Source organism: Massilia psychrophila, from assembly GCF_002760665.1.
Lineage (GTDB): Bacteria > Pseudomonadota > Gammaproteobacteria > Burkholderiales > Burkholderiaceae_D > JAFCUW01.
The window spans coordinates 122,579-140,124 of sequence record NZ_PDOB01000002.1 but is presented as its reverse complement, the minus strand read 5'-3'; the positions used below and the strand labels follow the sequence as shown (position 1 = coordinate 140,124).

Here is a 17,546-nt window from a genome sequence, read left to right as displayed (position 1 = left end):
AATTGGGTCCCCGCATGCGCGAGGACGACGGCGTTGAGACCACCGTCATCCTCGCGCATGCGGGGACCCAATCGACGGCGTTGAGACTACAGGCTTTAAAACCGTCATCCTCGCGCATGCGGGGATCCAATCGACGGCGTTGAGACTACTGGCTTTAAAACCGTCATCCTCGCGCATGCGGGGATCCAATCACTCAACCTACGAACACCACCATGGAGTCACCCACTGTGAGTAGCGACAAATACCGCAGCACCAGCCTGTGGAACGAAGACCTGGCTCCAACCACCGCCGCGCAGCGCACCTGGCGCTGGTATCACTTCGCCGCCCTGTGGGTCGGCATGGTGATGTGCATTCCGGCATACACGCTGTCGGCCAGCCTGATCGAAGCGGGCATGTCGGGCTGGCAGGCGGTGATGACGGTGTTCCTGGCAAATACCATCGTGCTGGTGCCGATGCTGCTGATCGGCCACGCCGGCACCAAATATGGCATTCCGTTCGCGGTACTGGCGCGCGCCTCGTTCGGTACCGCCGGCGCGCGCGTGCCGGCACTGATGCGCGCGGTCGTCGCCTGCGGCTGGTACGGCATCCAGACCTGGTTCGGCGGCAGCATGATCTACACGCTGCTCGGCGTCATGTCCGGGCACGAGATCGGCGGCGGCAAGCTGCCTGGCCTGGGCATCAACGGCGCGCAGCTCGGCTGCTTCCTGCTGTTCTGGGCGATCCAGTTCTATTACATCGTGCACGGCATGGACGCGATCCGCAAACTGGAAACCTACACCGCGCCGGCGAAGATCGTCATCTGCTTCGTGCTGCTCGGCTGGGTCTACAACCGCGCCGGCGGCTTCGGCCCGCTGCTGGACGCGCCCTCGCAGTTCGTCGAAGGCGGTGCCAAGGCCGGCCAGTTCTGGTCCGCTTTCTGGCCGTCGTTGACGGCAATGGTCGGGTTCTGGGCCACGCTGGCGCTGAACATCCCCGACTTCACGCGCTTCGCCAAGACCCAGCGCGACCAGCTGCTCGGCCAGTCGATCGGCCTGCCGGTGCCGATGGGGTTGCTCGCCATGCTGGCGGTGATCGTCACGTCCGCCACTGTCGTCTTGTACGGCAAGGCGATCTGGGATCCGGTCGACCTGGCCAGCCGCATGACCGGCGTGGCCGTGCTGGTGGCGCTGATCGTGCTGCTGGTCGATACCGTCAGCGTCAACCTGGCCGCCAACCTGGTCGGCCCGGCCTACGATTTTTCGGCGCTGGCGCCCAAGCACATCTCGTATCGCACGGGCGGCTACATGACGGCCGCGATCGCGCTGGTGATGATGCCGTGGAAAATCCTCGAGACGACCCAGGGCTATATTTTTACATGGCTGATCGGCTACTCGGCGCTGCTCGGTCCTATTGCTGGCATTTTAATCATCGACTACTACTTGGTGCGCAAGACCGAGTTGGACGTCGACCAGTTGTACCGGCACGACGGCATTTACTCGTACGGCAACGGCTGGAACATGGCCGCCATCGTGGCGTTCGCCGCCGGCGTGCTGCCCAACATTCCGGGCTTTCTGAACGCTGCCTTCCCCGCTGCCTTCCCGTCGGTGGGCGCGGCCTTCAAACTGATTTATACCTACGCCTGGTTCGTCGGTATCGCCATTTCCGCCCTGGTGTACGGCGTCATGATGAAGCGGCGCGCCAGCCCCGCCATGACCGTCGTCCACCGCTAATGAGGAGAGTCACATGAGCATATTCATTCGCGGCGGCACCGTCGTCAACGCCGACCGCGCCTTCAAGGCCGACGTCGTTTGCTTCGGCGACAAGATCATCGCCGTCGGCGACCATCTCGACGTGCCGGCGCATGCCACCGTCATCGACGCCAGCGGCCAGTACATTATGCCGGGCGGGATCGACACCCACACCCACATGCAGCTGCCTTTCATGGGCACCGTTGCGGCCGACGATTTCTTCGACGGCACCGCGGCGGGCCTGGCCGGCGGCACCACCACCATCATGGACTTCGTCATTCCCGATCCGAAGCAGTCGCTGCTCGAGGCGTACCACATGTGGCGCGGCTGGGCGGCAAAGTCCGCCGGCGACTACACCTTTCACGTCGCAGTGACTTGGTGGGGCGACTCGGTGCACGCCGACATGGGCACGCTGGTGCGCGACCACGGCGTCAACAGCTTCAAGCACTTCATGGCCTACAAGAACGCTATCATGGCCGACGACGAAACGCTGGTGCGCAGTTTTACGCGCGCGCTGGAACTGGGGGCGATCCCCACCGTCCACGCCGAGAACGGCGAACTGGTGTATCAACTGCAGCAGGACTTGCTCAAACAGGGTATTCGCGGCCCCGCCGCCCACCCCTTGTCGCGCCCGCCGGAAGTCGAAGCCGAGGCGGCCAATCGCGCCATCGCCATCGCCAACGTGCTCGGCACCCCGGTCTACATCGTGCACGTGTCGTGCGCGGAAGCGCTAGAGGCGATCGTGCGCGCTCGCGCCAAGGGCCAGCGGGTGTACGGCGAAGCGCTGGCCGGCCACCTGGTGATCGACGACAGCGTCTACCAGAGCGCCGACCTGGAATACGCGCGCGCCCACGTAATGAGCCCGCCGTTTCGTGCCAAACACCACCAGGCCGCGCTGTGGCAGGGCCTGCGCGGCGGTAACCTGCACACGACCGGGACCGACCATTGCACCTTCTGCGCCGAGCAAAAAGCGGCCGGCGCCAACGACTTTACCCGGATACCGAACGGCTGCGGCGGCGTCGAAGAGCGCATGGCCGTGGTGTGGGACGCCGGCGTCAACACGGGCCTGTTGACACCATCCGAATTCGTCCGCGTCACCTCCACCAATGCGGCGCAGATTTTCAATATGTATCCGCGCAAAGGCATCGTCGGCGCCGGCGCCGATGCCGACCTGGTGGTGTGGGATCCGCAAGGCACGCGCACGATCTCGGCCGCCACCCAGTTTTCCAACAGCGGCTTCAACGTCTTCGAGGGCCGCACCGTGCGCGGCATCCCGTCGCACACGCTGGCGGCCGGCAAGGTCGTTTTCGAGCGCGGGCAATTGCGCGCGGTCGAGGGCGCCGGGCGCCACATCGACAGGCCAGCCTTTACCTCAACCCGCGCAGCCTGACAGGAGTCATTAATGAACGAACTTCGAATCGACGGCAGCCGCCTGTGGGCGTCGCTGATGGAACTGGCGCACATCGGCGCCACGCCGAAAGGCGGCGTCAAACGCCTGGCGTTGACCGACCTCGACCGCCAGGGCCGCGACCTCGTGGTCGGCTGGGGGAAAAAAGCGGGCCTGGCGGTCACGGTCGACCAGATCGGCAACGTCTTCATGCGCCGCGAAGGCAGCAATCCGGCACTCGCGCCGATTGTCACCGGCAGCCATATCGACACCCAGCCGACCGGCGGCAAGTTCGACGGCAACTACGGCGTGCTGGCCGGCCTCGAGGTGGTGCGCACGCTGAACGATGCGAACATCACCACCGAGGCGCCGATCGAGGTCGCGTTCTGGACCAACGAGGAAGGCTCGCGCTTCGTGCCGGTGATGATGGGTTCCGGCGTCTTTTGCGGCGCCTTCAGCCTGGAGACGGCATATGCGGCGAAAGACCTCGAGGGCAAGACGGTAAAGGATGAACTGGCGCGCATCGGCTACCTGGGCGAGCAGGTGCCGGGCCAGCATCCGATCGGCGCGTATTTTGAAACCCATATCGAGCAGGGACCGGTGCTGGAAGACGCCGACAAGGTGATCGGCGTGGTGCCGGCGGTGATGGGACTGTCGTGGTACGACTGCGTGGTGACCGGGATGGAAGCGCATGCGGGACCGACGCCGATGGGCTTGCGCAAGGATGCGCTGCAGGTGTCGACCCGCATCATGCAGGAAGTGGTGGCGATCGCCAACCGCTACCCGCCGTATGGCCGCGGCACCGTCGGCATGGTGCAGCTGTTCCCCAACAGCCGCAATGTGATTCCAGGCGAAGTCAAATTCAGCATCGACCTGCGCAACGTGAACGACGAACTGTTAGACACCATGCACCGCGAGATGCTGGCGTTTATCGACCAGACGCGCGTGGGCAGCGGCCTGGCGATCAGCATCGAGCGCGTGTCGTACTACCCGCCATGCGCGTTTCACCCCGATTGCGTGGGCGCCGTGCGCGCGGCCACCGAAAAGCTCGGCTACTCGACGATGGACGTGGTGTCCGGCGCCGGCCACGACGCCATCTACGCGGCGCGCCTGGCCCCGGCCGGCATGATTTTCGTGCCATGCAAGGACGGCATCAGCCACAACGAAATCGAGGACGCGAAAGCGGAGCATCTGGAAGCGGGCTGCAACGTGCTGTTGCATGCGATGCTGGCGTGCGCCAAGGTGGTGGTGAGTTAAAAGCCACCTCGTCGTCGTCGCGCATACGGGGAGCTTGGGTCCCCGCGTGTGCGAGGACGACAACGCTGAAAGGTCGGCCCCCTTAAAACGAGGTCTCGCGCTCCGGCGTCGCGCTGATATTGTGAATCGACAGGTCGGCGCCGTCGAATTCCTGCTCGGGATCGAGGCGCAGGCCCACCGTTATTTTAATCAAACCGTACACCGCGAAGCCGCCGCCGGCGGCGATCGCGATCCCCAGCGCGGTGCCCGCCAGCTGTGCCAGGAACGATACCCCGCCCAGCCCGCCCAGCGCCTTGCTGCCAAAGATGCCTGCGGCCAGGCCGCCCCACGCGCCGCACAGGCCGTGCAGTGGCCACACACCCAGCACGTCGTCCTTCTTCCACGTGTTCTGCGTCCAGGTGAACATCAAAACAAAGATCGCGCCCGCCACCGCGCCGGTTGCCAGCGCGCCAAGCGGATGCATCAGGTCCGATCCGGCGCACACCGCCACCAGGCCGGCCAGCGGCCCGTTGTAGACGAAGCCCGGATCGTTACGGCCCATCACCAGTGCGGTAAGCGTGCCGCCGACCAGCGCCATCAGCGAATTGACTGCCACCAGCCCGTTCATCTTGTCGAGCGTCTGCGCGCTCATGACGTTGAAGCCGAACCAGCCGACCGTCAGGATCCACGCGCCCAGCGCCAGGAAGGGAATCGACGACGGCGGATGGGCGGCGATCTTGCCTTCCTTGGTGTAGCGGCCGCGCCTGGCGCCCAGCAGCAGGATCGCCGGCAGCGCGACCCAGCCGCCCACCGCGTGCACCACCACGGAACCGGCAAAGTCGTGGAATTCGAAGCCGAACAGCGACTGGAACGCCGCCTGCACGCCGAAACGATGGTTCCACGCGATGCCCTCGAACAGCGGGTAGACCAGGCCGACCAGCAAGGCAGTGGCCACCACCTGCGGATAGAACCGGGCGCGTTCGGCGATGCCGCCCGAGACGATGGCGGGAATCGCCGCGGCGAAGGTGAGCAGGAAAAAGAACTTCACCAGTTCGTAGCCGTTTTTGGCAACCAAGGTGTCGGTCGCGCTGAAAAAATTGATACCGTAGGCGATGCTGTAGCCGACAAAGAAATAGGCGATGGTCGACATGGCGAAATCGACCAGGATTTTAACCAGCGCGTTGACCTGGTTTTTCTTGCGCACCGTACCCAGTTCGAGAAAAGCGAAGCCGGCGTGCATCGCCAGAATCATTATGCCGCCGAGCATGATAAAGAGTGCATCCGCACCGTTTTTATATCCGTCCATCCGAAAACTCCCTGAAAGTGTGCAGCAACGCGGCCGATGGATTGGTGTAAAGCAAAAAACGTGCCAATTAAGTGCGGGCTGCGGCGCGGTGATGTGCGCTCTGCGTAGAGGATTGCACCTTTACTGCGCACGGATTGCACCAACATTGTGCGCCGCCAGGTGATGCTGACGCCGTGAGGGGTGTTTGGGTCAGGATTGCCGCGGCCTGAACGAGCGCAGGAAATCGAGCAGCACCCGCGCGGCGATATCGGCGTCGTCGGCCGTCATCGTTTCCAGGCGATTATGGCTGATGCCGCCATTGCCGCAGCGCGTGAAGAGCATTGCGACGTCCGTCATTTTTGCCATCGCCATCGCGTCGTGCCCCGCGCCAGAGGCGAGGTCGAAACGCGGCAAGCCGGCGCGTTCGATCGCCGCTTTCATCTGGTCCATCAGCCATGGCGCACACGGCGCCGCTTGCGCCGACACCACCTGGCGGATGTCGGCGTCGACGTGGCGCCGCGCGCAGATTGCCGCGATCGCGTCGCGCACATCGCGCACCGCCGCCAACCGCACCGCGTCGTCCGCCGCCCGGATGTCGAGCGACAGCTTGCAATGACCGGCAATCACGTTGACCGAGCCATTCGGCACCTCAAGCTGGCCGACGGTGCCGACCAACGACGCTGCTTGACTGCAGCGTGCCTCCACCATCAGCACGATTTCAGCCGCCGCGGCGGCAGCGTCGCGGCGCATGGTCATCGGCGTCGTGCCGGCGTGGCTGGCCAGGCCTGTCAGCTCGACCAGGTAGCGCGAGCTGCCGGCAATCGCCGTCACCACGCCCAGCGCCAGGCCGTGCTCGAGCAGCACGGGACCCTGCTCGATATGCACCTCGACAAAACCGAGCACGTCAAACGGATTCCGCGCGATGGCGCCGATCTGCTGGATGTCGTGGCCGGCTTCGGCGAGCGCAGCGCGCATGGTGATGCCGTCGGCATCGACCCCGTCGAGCAGCGCCATGTCGAATTGCCCGGTGACGGCGTTACTGCCCAGGAATGTGCTTTTGAAGCGCACGCCTTCTTCTTCGGCGAAGCCGATCACCTCGAGGTGGAACGGCAGCCGCTCGCCGCGCTCATGCAGGTGGCGCACGATCGCCAGCGGCAGCAGGATGCCAAGCCGGCCATCGTATTTGCCGCCGTCGCGCACGGTGTCGTAATGCGAACCGGTGAGCAGGGTTTTGGCGTCAAGCTGGTCCGACAGGTAGCGCCCGACGACGTTGCCGACGGCGTCGATGTGCGCCTGCATGCCGGCCTCAACCATCCAATCGAGCAGCTGCGCGGCGGTGCGCCGGTGCGCCGGCGTCAGGTAGGAACAGGTCAGGCCGTCCTCCATGTCGCTCCAGGCGGCGAGGTGCTCGCACCACCCCATGATGGCCGGGCCGAACGCGAGCCGGATCGATAACAGGTCGTTGATACGCAGTTCGGCGATGCGGTCGATCTGGCGTAGGCATTCAGCCATTTCGCCGGCATGGGCGTTTTTCAGCCGCCGCGCGAACGTCTCGATGATGGCCTGGCGCGTCAGGCCATTGCCGTCCGGGCCTTTTACCGCGAGGATAAAAGGAAAGCCGAACTTGCGCCTGTAGTCGGCGTTGAGCTGGTGCAGCGCCACGTACTCTTGCGCGCTGCACAGGGTCAAGCCGGATTTCGCCTGCTCCTGCGTCGACTCTTCGGTCAGCTCGCCGGCGAGGGCGGCCTTGCCGGCCAGTTCGGGATGAAAGCGGATCAGCGCCAATTGTTCGTCAAGGCTGGCGGCGGCGACCACGGCGTGCAGCGCCAGCTTGAGCGCGACGACGCTGGCGAACGGACGGCTGCTGGCCGCACGCTGCGCAATCCACGGCGAATACTCGTAAATTCCTTTTAGCGAGTCGATGAAAACGTCCTCGGCGCAGCTGTTTAATTCCGAAAGTGTCGTCATGGCTTGTTATCCGACTTGTTATCCGACTTGTTATCCGATTGTGCAGGCGTTCGATGATATCGCATCGCAGGGCCGAGTTTAACTCCGCCACGGTGCCTACCGCGTCAGCGCCGTGGCGGTCGCGCTGACCTGGTCGCGCAGCCATTTGTGTTCGGGCGCCTGGTGCACCCGCTCGTGCCACAGCTGGTAGAAGCGCATCGGCGGGAACTTGACCGGCACCGTAAAACTTTTCAAAGGCAGCGTCTTTTCATAGAAGCGCATGAACTGGCGCCCGGTGGTGAGTACCAGGTCGGTTTGCGTGAGCATGTAAGGGATCAGGCCGAAGTAGGGCGACTCCACCGCGACGTTGCGCCGCATGCCTTGACGCTCGAGGAAGGAGTCGATCACGCCGAGTTTGCCCGGCACCATCTGCGACGGCGCCACGTGCGGCAGCAGCAGGTAGTCCGCGACCGTCATGGCGTCGCTGGCGGTGCGCTTCGCATACGCACTGTCGGCGCGCATGGTGCAGATAATCGGGTCTTCGAACAGCTTCGAGATGTGCAGGTGGGCGGGCGGCTCGTCCCAGTTGGCGATGACGAGATCCATGTCGCCGTCGGAGAGCATGCGCGTGTAGTCGACGCCGGCGCCCAGGCTATGGATCACGACGCGGCTGCCGGGCGAACCGCGCCGCAGCGCCGCCACCACGTTCGGCAGGAACTGGCTGTCGAGGTAATCGGGGGCGGCGATCTGGAAGGTGCGCGACTCTTGCTGCGGCACGAACGGCGACTTTTTGATAAACAGGCTCTCGGTCTCGTCGAGGATGCGCTTGGCCGGTTTCAGCAGGCTCTCGCCGTGCTGGGTCGGCACCATGCCGCGCGCGCCGCGCACCAGCAGCGGGTCGCCCGTCAGCTCGCGCAGTTTGCGCAGCGACGCCGAAATCGAGGGCTGCGGCTGGTTCAGCTTGAGGGCGACGCGCGAGACGTTTTTTTCGACCAGCAAAAGGTACAAAATGCGGATCAGGTGCAGGTCGAGGTGCTGGGGTAGACTGGCCATGTCGGGTATATGCAATCGAAGATGTTGAATATACGCCGATTTTTATGTTGCGCGGCAGGAATCAGACTATCTTGCCCACACTGCCGGCGCTGTTTTCCCAGCGTTCGCAACCCCGGCAACCCCAGGAACCCCCATGGACGTGTTCGACTACCTGATCCCGTACGCCCTCGACTGGCTCAACCTGGTCGTGCGCTGGCTGCACCTTATCACCGGCATTGCCTGGATCGGCGCGTCGTTCTACTTCGTCTGGCTCGACAACACCATCCGTGCGCCGGCGGCCGGCTCCGAACTGGCGAAAAAAGGCGTGTCGGGCGAACTGTGGGCGGTGCACGGCGGCGGCTTCTACAACCCGCAAAAATACCTGGTGGCGCCAAGCGAACTGCCGAAGGAACTGCACTGGTTCAAATGGGAGGCCTATTCGACCTGGCTGTCGGGCTTTGCGCTGCTCACCATCGTCTACTACTTCAACGCCCAGGCGATGATGGTCGACAAGTCGGTCGCCGACATCGGCAGCTGGCAGGCGGTCGGCATCGGCCTTGGCAGCCTGCTGCTCGGCTGGACCGTGTACGACCTGCTGTGCCGCTCGAAGCTGGGCCAGCGCGACGTTGCGTTTGGCGTCGTCATGTTCGCCTTCCTGGTCGCCAGCGCCTGGGTGCTGGGCCACTATCTGAGCGGACGCGCGGCCTACATCCATGTCGGCGCGATGATCGGCACCATCATGGTGGCCAACGTGCTGATGCTGATCATCCCCGGCCAACGCAAGATGGTCGCGGCGATGGCGGCCGGCGGCAAGCCTGACCCGATCCATGGCCTGCGTGCCAAGCAGCGCAGCGTCCACAATAATTACTTCACCTTGCCGGTGCTGTTCATCATGATCAGCAATCACTACGCGATGACCTACCGCCATCAGCACGCGTGGGCGGTGCTGGCGGTGATCATGGCGGCCGGCGTCGTCATCCGCCATTTTTTTAATTTGCGCCACAAGGGCCGCACCGAATGGAAGTACCCGGCCATTGGCGTGCTGCTGTTGCTGGCGCTGGTGGTAGCGCTTGCGCCGCAGCCCCCAAGGGCGGCCGAGGTGGCCACCAAGGCGGTCCAATTCGCGCAGGTGCAGGCGATCGTGATCCAGCGCTGCGCCACCTGTCACGCAGACCATCCGACCCAGCCGGGATTTGCCACGGCGCCGGCCGGCATCGCGTTGAATACACCGGAAGACATCCGCCAGAATGCGGTGAAAATCTACCAGCAGGCGGTGCAGATGAAAGCCATGCCGCTGGCGAACCTGACCAACATGACGGACGCCGAACGCGCGCAAGTAGGCGCCTGGTTTGAAGCGGGCGCGAAATGAGAAAAGAACCAAAAGAGGACTGCCATGGACGCACGACAAAAACTGGTCGACTGGATCGATGCCCACTTCGACGAGGAAGTCGCCTTCCTCCAGCAAGTGATCCGGATTCCAACGGACACGCCACCGGGGGACAATGCGCCGCACGCGGACGCGGTGGCCGCCATGGTCGAGGCGTTCGGCTGGAGCGCCGAAAAACACCCGGTGCCGGCGCAGGCGGTGCGCGACTACGGCATGCAGAGCATCACCAACCTGATCGTGCGGCGCCCCTACCAGGCCGGCGGCCCGACGATTGCCCTCAACGCCCATGGCGACGTGGTACCCCCCGGCGAGGGCTGGACCAAGCCACCCTACGGCGGCGTCATCGAAGACGGTTTTATTTACGGGCGCGCGGCGGCGGTGTCGAAATGCGATTTCGCCACCTTCATTTTCGCCGTGCGCGCGCTCGAGGCGCCAGGACTGCCGCTCAAGGGCGGCGTGGAGCTGCATTTTACTTATGATGAAGAATTCGGCGGCCTGCTCGGCCCGGGCTGGCTGCTCGAACAAAAACTGACCCGGCCCGACTTCGTCATCGCCGCCGGCTTCAGCTACAACATCGTGACCGCCCACAACGCCTGCCTGCAGCTCGAAGTGACGGTGCACGGCAAGTCAGGCCACGGCGCGATGCCGGAGACCGGCCACGATGCACTGCAGGCGGCGACGAAAATCCTCAACGCGATCTACGACGAGCTGCCGGCGCTGAAAAAGATCAAGTCGAGCGTGCCGGGCATCGATTCGCCGACCATGCTGGTGGGCCGCATCGATGGCGGCACCAACACCAATGTGGTTCCCGGCAAGGTGGTGCTCAAAATGGACCGCCGCATGATTCCGGATGAAGATCCGGTGGCGGTCGAGGCGCAAGTGCGCGCGTTGATCGACCATGCGGTGCAGGGCTTGCCGGGCATCCGCGTCGAGATCCGGCGCCTGCTGCTGTCGCACGCGCTGCGCCCGCTGCCGGGTTCAAGCAAGCTGGTGGCCAGCCTGCAGAAGAACGCCATGCAGGTGCTCGGCGAAGCCGTTACCGCACAGGGCACGCCGCTGTATGCCGACGCCCGCTTGTATGGCGAGCACGGGATTCCCGCCGTGCTGTACGGCGCTGGCCCGCGCACGGTGCCCGAATCGAATGCGAAGAAGGCCGACGAGCGGCTGGCGCTGGACGATTTGCGCAAGGCGACCAAAGTGCTTGCGCTGACGCTGCTGGATTTTTTGCAAGCGTGAAAGCGACGTTTGCTGCCCTTGCCGGGCATTGCGCGACCGGCAAGGGCAGCCGTCAGGGTTACTTCCTGACCGCGCCCGCGCGGGGGTGGGGACGAATCATGGCAACGCGGACAAAAGTGGCGATCACGGCAAGCGCTACCAAAATGGTTTCGACGAATTCCGTCATCAATCCCGCCCAGCGATGGCGCGCAATTCGGCCGACAGGTTCGGCGAAAAGCCTTCGTGCTGCTTGGCCAGCGACAGCATCTGGCGGCGGCCTTTTGCCATGTCGCGCGCGGATGCGGCTTGCGACGTGCGTACTTCCTGGGCGACGAACTGGCGGCTTTGCGCTGCGAACAGTGCTTCCGCGAAGGCGCGGGCGGCAGTGCCGACATCTTTCAGGTAGTGGCGCAGCGAACCGGCTGGCGCGGTGGTGAAAGTAGCGGTGGTCATGGTGAACTCCTTAGGCAGAATGCGTTGTTGCATTGCAGTATAAGTGGCTTGACGCCATAAATGAAATTGCGATTTATGATGTCACCCATACAAAATGTGAATGTCTGGTTGTATCCGCTTCATAACTTACCTGAATGACATTGCCAAGCGGCTACGCGTTGCTGTTACAAATGCTTTCGCTTGAAACGTTCACGGCCTACCCGTGGCGGCCGCACTGCGGTAGGCTGAGTTCTCGCCACAGTGGCCACCATCACAGTCAGGAACAACATGAACGAGTTCTCCCACCGAATTTCGGCCTTGCGCGCGCACGCTGCACGGGGGGCAAGTGCGGCGGCTGTAGTCGTTGCCATGTTTGCCATGTTCGCCATGGCGCCCGTTGCCGTGCAGGCAGCGTCGTCCAACCACGGTTCAACTGCCGCCCGTTGTTCCAATTGCGGCACGGTGATTTCCACGCACACCTATCAACGCGCGGCGCAACGCGGCAGTGGCCTTGGTATTGCGACGGGAGCGGTGGTGGGTGGGTTGTTGGGCAACCAGATTGGCGGCGGCAATGGCCGTTCGTTGGCCACCGTGGCGGGCGCAGTCGGCGGCGGCTATGCCGGCAACGAGATCGAAAAACGTTCGCGCACGACGACAATGGCGGAAGTACGGGTTCGGATGAGCAATGGCAAGGTGCGGACCTTTACCGAATCCGGCGCCAGCCACCGCCGCGCAGGCCAGCAGGTTCGCGTCCGGAATGGCAGTTTGCATTAACTGCCATCCGGATTGCTGCGATTTACTTGCCGATCAGGACCGGCTCGCCGAAGCCAAGGTCCTTCATCCTTGGTAATTGCGTTTTTGCATCCCCGACCACCAGCCAAACCATCTTCGAGGGGTTCAGGTATTTTTGCGACAGTGCCTGGATCTGCGGCAGCGTCATTGCCTTGACGATCTGTTCGCGGTCCTTGACGTAGTTGGCGCGCCAGCCGTACTTGCTGATATTGTCGAGCATGCCCAGTTTGGCGCCAGACGTCTCGAAGGCGCGCGCGGTGCTCTTGATGAGGAAGTTTTTGGTCGTTTCCAGGTCGGCTTCGGAGTAGGTTGGGGCGTAGTCCAGGAGGATCTGTTTCACCAGTTGGGTGGACTCGAGCGTCACGTTACTGCGCACGCCGCTGGCGATCGTAAATGGCCCCGCGCTCTTGCTGCCGGAGAAATTCGAACTGATGCCGTAGGTGTAACCCTTACCTTCACGCAATTGCTGGGTCAGGCGCGAGGCGAAGCTGCCGCCGCCCAGGATATAGTTCGCCACCGTGGCCGGGTGATAGTCGGTATCGGTCGCCGCCAGCGCGCGATAGCCGACGTGCACGACCGATTGCTTCGCATCGGGCACATCGACAAAATACACTTTGGCCGGAACCTGATCGGTCGCCGCCGTCGCCGCCGGCAGCGTGACCGGCCGGGCTTGCCATTTTCCACTGAGTTCGGCCAGCGAACGGCCAACGGCCTGTTTCGGCAAGGCGCCGATCACATGCATGCGCGCGACCGATGGCGACAAATTGGCACGGTAGTACTGCTTCAAGTCCGCGATCGCGATCGCGTTCACGGTCTCGGCCGTACCAAGGATATTGCGCGAACGGATAGTGTCGTTTCCGTAGATGAGATTTCTGTAATTGCTGTTTGCCAGCGCGTTCGGATCGGCTTCCTGCTGGCGAATCTGGCTCAGCACGCTTTGCTTGATCAGGGCAAATTCCTTCTCGTCCCAACGCGGCTGCAACAACATTTCCTGGACCAGGGCCAAGGTTGCCTGATAATTGCGGGCCAGGGTCGTCACGCTGACGCGCACCTCTTCGGTGCCAGCCGCAACATTGATCGTCGCGCCCAATTGCAAGATCGCTTCTTCCAGTTCCTGCGGCGTCCTGTTGGCGGTTCCCTGTGTCATCATGCGCGCCATCAGGTTGGCGACCCCTACCTTGTCGAGCTGGTCGAGCAGCAGGCCGCCGTCGATGGCGATATCGAACTGCACCAGCGGCACTTCGCTGTTGCGGATGCCATGCACGCGCATGCCGTTCGACAGCCTGGTGTCCCACACCTGCGGTACCTTGACGGCGAGCGCTGCGCCGTAGGCAGGTTCACGGCTGCGATCAAACCGCGACGGGGTTTTCGTATAAGCGGCATCGGCGCTGGCGTCGACCGCATCCTCCGCCCCTTGCACAAGCTTCTCTTCGACGACCTCGGCCTTGTCCGAGCCGCTCAGGGCCAGCGACAGTTGGCCTTTCGGGACGAAACTGGTCGCAACAAAAGGCTTACCCTTGATATAGGTGTTGTACACCCGCCGCACGTCGGCCGGCGTGACGGCGAGCGTTTTCTTGACGCCTTCCTCGACATAGCCTGGGTTGCCGCTCAAATAATTGTATTCGGCAAGCAGTGCCGATTTGCCGAGTACGCTGGAAACCGCGTTGTAGAACCTGGTTTCGAGACCGGCCTTGATCCGGTTCAGGTCTTTCTGGGAAATGCCTTCCTGTTCGAAGCTGGCAAAAGCCTGGTCGACTGCGGCGACGACGTCATCGAGCTTCTTTCCTTCGAAGGCGCGCACCGTCAGCATGAACTGGCCCGCCAGTTCGGACGTGAGGTTGTTGATCCTTACTTTCGAGGTCAGCTTGCTGTCTTCGACGAGCACTTTGTAGAACGGCGCGCGCTTCGTCTCCGACAGGTATTCAGCCAGCACTTCGAGCGCATAGGAATCCGCGTGCAAGTCCTCCACGCTAGGCCATGCCATATTCAACTCCGGCAGTTTGGCGAAGTTGTCTTCGTGCGCCAGCTTCACGTTGTCCTTGATGACGCCAGGGCGTTTGGCCATTGGCTTGATCGACTCGCCGCGCTTGATCTCGGAAAAATACTTTTCGACCCACTTGCGCGCCTGCACAGGATCGAAATCGCCTGCCAGCACGAGTGTCACATTGTTCGGCACGTACCAGAGTCGAAAGAATTCCTTGACGTCGTCGACGTTCGCATTCTGCAGGTCGTCGAGCGAACCGATGACCTGCCAGTTGTACGGGTGGTCCGTCGGGTACAAGGCCTTGTTGATGACGTAAAACGTGTGGCCGTACGGCGCGTTGTCGACGCTCTGGCGCTTTTCATTTTTGACGACCTGTTTTTCTTTGGCCAGCACCGGTTCGGTGACGGTGTTGATAAACCAGCCGAGCTTGTCCGCTTCGGCCCAGATCATTTTTTCGAGCGCATCTTTGGGAACCGTCTGTAAATAATTGGTACGGTCCTGCGAGGTCGACCCATTGGCGCCGGAGCCGCCGATGCGCGCGCTCATCTTGTCCAGGCCTCCCTTGCCCAGGTTCTCCGATTCCAGAAACAGCAAGTGTTCGAACAAATGCGCGAAGCCGGTGCGCCCGGCCTTTTCACGGGCCGAGCCGACGTGCGCCGTCAGGTTCACGGCAACCACGGGATCGGAGCGGTCGATGTGAAAAATCACCTCCAGGCCATTTGCCAGCGTGAACTTCTGGAAGTCCACTTTCAGCACCGCGTTCGGCGCTGGTGCTTTCGGCGTTGCGGCGTGCGCCGGGATCAGCAAGGCTGACGTGAAGCACGCCGCCAGCAACAGAGAGGAGGGAACAGTCTTCATGCAATCGAGTCCTTACAATATAACGAGAAGCCGGTGCGGCACACCGTGGCGTTCCAGATAGTATTGCAATTTACTCATTGCGACAACATCGAAGCGCGGAGGCTTTTTTTTGCTGCGTGAAGGCGGTGCTGGAGGCGCAGGGCGCGCCCGACGGAGGAAGCGCGTGTGTCTGGTCGGGGTGAGAGGATTCGAGCCTGCGGCCTCTGGTTCCGCAGGCGCCGGGTCTCTCACTCCATCAACTGTCGTGCCAGAACTTTTAGAACGAAGTCGCCGCCGGTGCCGCTGGCAGCGATTAGCTCCCTCACCCTGGACTTCACCCTTGCCTTATCCACTCCCCCAGCGCTGGCCGCCGCCATAACGGCGGCGTACGCGTCCAGCACGTCGACACCGGTGATGTCGTAACCCCATCCATTGGCGATACCACGCAGCCCAGTCATGCCGGCCGCCAGCGCAAACTCTGGCCGTTCCAGCGCGAAGTCCCGTGCAGCTCGTATGAGCGTGCGCGGGTCTGACGGACTGCTGTTGGCCAGTTCGATGGCAAGCTCGAAGAACCCGGCGTCCTTGGCAGCAGCAAACCATTTGCCCTCTTGGCCCGGCTGGCTCGCAACCAGGTCGCGCAAGATGGTCTCCCTTGGCCTGCCCGGGTACTTCTTTACGATGGCCTTAAATGTCGCCAGGTGGGTCGTCGCGTACGTCGCCTCGATCGCGTAGCGCGAATATGCTTCATCCGCAAATCCAGACGCTAACAAGACGCCTTCACAGAACGCCGCAATGGCCGCAAGCGGCGCATTCAGTCCTGTCGAGTCCTCAGCGTACTGAATCGCCTCAACCCGCTTACCGGCCTTCGCCAGGGCCTTCGCACCCCACACTCTGTTGTGCCACGACTTATATTTGTACTCTGACTTGGCTATCAAAGACATCAGCTCGTCTTCGCGGCCAGCGGTATACAGCGCGCTCAAGCATGCGCTCGTCCCCTTGAAATATCCATATCCCCCACTGCGCGCGCATTGGTCCCACATGGTCGTCAACGTCGGAGACAGGTAATCAGCCCAGTTGGATGCAATCTCCGGCGTCACACATAGCTCGCCCCAAAACTCCCCGAGGTACTCGAGGTAGGGTATGTCATCCTCTTGAAGAGCTGCCCACAGACGCTCCAACCATTTCTGTCGCACCGCGCCGCTGACATCGGCCTTTGTGATGATCGGGACGAGGGTTTCGATGGCGCGGTTGACAGCAGAACCAATCCTGCCTGAGCTGCTGTCCACTTGTTCAATAGCCGGCGCCAGCTTCTCCAGGAACAGAACGGCACCCTCGGCAGCTAGCACCGGTTCCTTCTTCGCGACAGCTTTGATTTCGCTGAGGGCTTCCTTGATGCGCTGTATCGGCGTGTCGGACTTCCAGCCGAATGCTCGGCGACGAAAGCGCGGCGCGAACTGAAATTTGTATGCTGTAGCCATTGTTCGGAATTTGCCCTGTAAGTTTTCTTGTTGGCGGCCATCGCGGGCCGGTCTGCCACTGAATCGTATTCCCGCATCGTTGTCGAAGCTAGGCTATTCATCGTATAAACGATTTATTTTGAAATTTTCACCTTCGCTGACCTACTTTGAAGTAGTCAGCAGCTCCACGATGTCCGTGACTACTTTCTCCAGGCTCTTGTTGCCGAGCGACGTCGTTGGATATTCTGGGCGGCCGGGTCCTTTCAAGCTGTTGTAGCGCTCAATGATAGTCATCTTTGTCCACCGCTTTTTAATTGTCAGGGGCGAGATGGCCATGTGCTCCGAATACAGGGCGCGCTTGTTCAGGCCGACCTGTTCGGACATGAGCTCGGAAGTTCAGCCTTGGTCTACGTCGGCGGTTCTACATCGTTAACGTCGTTTTTTGTCCCCGTGGCATTGACGCGGAGAGCTTATCGAACAGCGAAAGCCGCCTTCCGGTGCGTTTTGCCACAATCTGAGCCTGGCAGTTTGTCGGACTCAGCAATTTGAGTGGAGATGAGTCGACGGCGTCCGCACTACGCGACCGAGTCGAAGGTGGCACGCGCAATCTTGCGGCTCGACGCAATTCCGGTCACGTAGGCGTAGATCAGTAAACCGAGCAGAACTGCCGGGTGGTGCGCGGCGGAGCCGCGGCCGCCATAAGACCGCGTCAACTCAGTCAAGTCCAGTCGATTTCCACCGATGGCGGCAGCAGCTAATCCGTCTGACGATTTACTGTCATGACGCCGCGCATTCCTACCCGGTTCGTCTTGTTATGCGGGTCAACAC

The 17,546-nt window shown here is 62.4% G+C and carries 13 protein-coding genes and 1 pseudogene; 6 read left to right on the top strand and 8 right to left on the bottom strand.

Annotated features, from left to right (window positions below):
- The first annotated feature begins 212 nt into the window (after window positions 1-212).
- The 3 genes from CR103_RS02470 to CR103_RS02460 are packed head-to-tail and all read left to right on the top strand — an operon-like array spanning window position 213 to window position 4,371.
- Window positions 213-1,709, top strand: a complete 1,497-nt coding sequence (locus CR103_RS02470) for an NCS1 family nucleobase:cation symporter-1 (RefSeq protein WP_099914431.1) — start codon at window positions 213-215, stop codon at window positions 1,707-1,709.
- 13 nt (window positions 1,710-1,722) lie between these two features.
- Window positions 1,723-3,117 carry a dihydropyrimidinase gene (hydA, locus tag CR103_RS02465; protein ID WP_099914430.1) on the top strand — a complete coding sequence of 465 codons (1,395 nt, stop codon included), beginning with the start codon at window positions 1,723-1,725 and terminating at the stop codon, window positions 3,115-3,117.
- Between the two features lie 12 nt (window positions 3,118-3,129).
- Window positions 3,130-4,371, top strand: coding sequence for a Zn-dependent hydrolase (locus CR103_RS02460; RefSeq protein WP_099914429.1), 1,242 nt, complete (start codon window positions 3,130-3,132; stop codon window positions 4,369-4,371).
- An 82-nt stretch (window positions 4,372-4,453) separates the two neighbouring features.
- Here the strand turns inward: CR103_RS02460 and CR103_RS02455 are convergent, their stop codons facing one another.
- From CR103_RS02455 to CR103_RS02445, 3 genes are all read right to left on the bottom strand, one after another.
- Window positions 4,454-5,656 carry an ammonium transporter gene (locus tag CR103_RS02455; protein ID WP_099914428.1) on the bottom strand — a complete coding sequence of 401 codons (1,203 nt, stop codon included), beginning with the start codon at window positions 5,654-5,656 and terminating at the stop codon, window positions 4,454-4,456.
- Between the two features lie 189 nt (window positions 5,657-5,845).
- Window positions 5,846-7,603 carry an allantoate amidohydrolase gene (locus CR103_RS02450; protein ID WP_099914427.1) on the bottom strand — a complete coding sequence of 586 codons (1,758 nt, stop codon included), beginning with the start codon at window positions 7,601-7,603 and terminating at the stop codon, window positions 5,846-5,848.
- 96 nt (window positions 7,604-7,699) lie between these two features.
- Window positions 7,700-8,635 carry a LysR substrate-binding domain-containing protein gene (locus CR103_RS02445; protein WP_099914426.1) on the bottom strand — a complete coding sequence of 312 codons (936 nt, stop codon included), beginning with the start codon at window positions 8,633-8,635 and terminating at the stop codon, window positions 7,700-7,702.
- Between the two features lie 133 nt (window positions 8,636-8,768).
- On the opposite strand from CR103_RS02445, the gene CR103_RS02440 reads away from it, so the two are divergent.
- Together CR103_RS02440 and CR103_RS02435 are read left to right on the top strand one after the other, a co-directional pair.
- A complete protein-coding gene (locus tag CR103_RS02440) occupies window positions 8,769-9,983 on the top strand; it encodes a urate hydroxylase PuuD (RefSeq protein ID WP_099914425.1) in 1,215 nt (404 codons plus the stop codon).
- 24 nt (window positions 9,984-10,007) lie between these two features.
- Complete coding sequence (locus CR103_RS02435) at window positions 10,008-11,237, top strand: M20/M25/M40 family metallo-hydrolase (RefSeq protein WP_099914424.1); 1,230 nt, start codon at window positions 10,008-10,010, stop codon at window positions 11,235-11,237.
- Window positions 11,238-11,402: 165 nt separating this feature from the next.
- On the opposite strand, the gene CR103_RS02430 is transcribed toward CR103_RS02435, so the two are convergent.
- Window positions 11,403-11,669 (bottom strand): hypothetical protein, encoded by a 267-nt coding sequence (locus CR103_RS02430; RefSeq protein WP_143752499.1) that lies wholly within the window; start codon window positions 11,667-11,669, stop codon window positions 11,403-11,405.
- A 267-nt stretch (window positions 11,670-11,936) separates the two neighbouring features.
- Here CR103_RS02430 and CR103_RS23950 point away from each other — a divergent pair, with 267 nt between their 5' ends.
- Window positions 11,937-12,422, top strand: a complete 486-nt coding sequence (locus tag CR103_RS23950) for a glycine zipper 2TM domain-containing protein (protein WP_307719661.1) — start codon at window positions 11,937-11,939, stop codon at window positions 12,420-12,422.
- Between the two features lie 22 nt (window positions 12,423-12,444).
- Here CR103_RS23950 and CR103_RS02420 read toward each other — a convergent pair whose 3' ends face one another.
- The 4 genes and pseudogenes from CR103_RS02420 to CR103_RS23150 all read right to left on the bottom strand — a co-directional run.
- Window positions 12,445-15,282 carry a M16 family metallopeptidase gene (locus CR103_RS02420; RefSeq protein ID WP_099914421.1) on the bottom strand — a complete coding sequence of 946 codons (2,838 nt, stop codon included), beginning with the start codon at window positions 15,280-15,282 and terminating at the stop codon, window positions 12,445-12,447.
- 227 nt (window positions 15,283-15,509) lie between these two features.
- Entirely contained in the window at window positions 15,510-16,739 is a 1,230-nt protein-coding gene (locus tag CR103_RS02415; protein WP_099914420.1) for a hypothetical protein, read from the bottom strand.
- A 141-nt stretch (window positions 16,740-16,880) separates the two neighbouring features.
- A complete protein-coding gene (locus tag CR103_RS02410) occupies window positions 16,881-17,102 on the bottom strand; it encodes a hypothetical protein (RefSeq protein WP_099914419.1) in 222 nt (73 codons plus the stop codon).
- A 194-nt stretch (window positions 17,103-17,296) separates the two neighbouring features.
- Window positions 17,297-17,449, bottom strand: a pseudogene (locus CR103_RS23150) (transposase); the annotation flags it as partial.
- Window positions 17,450-17,546: the final 97 nt, after the last annotated feature.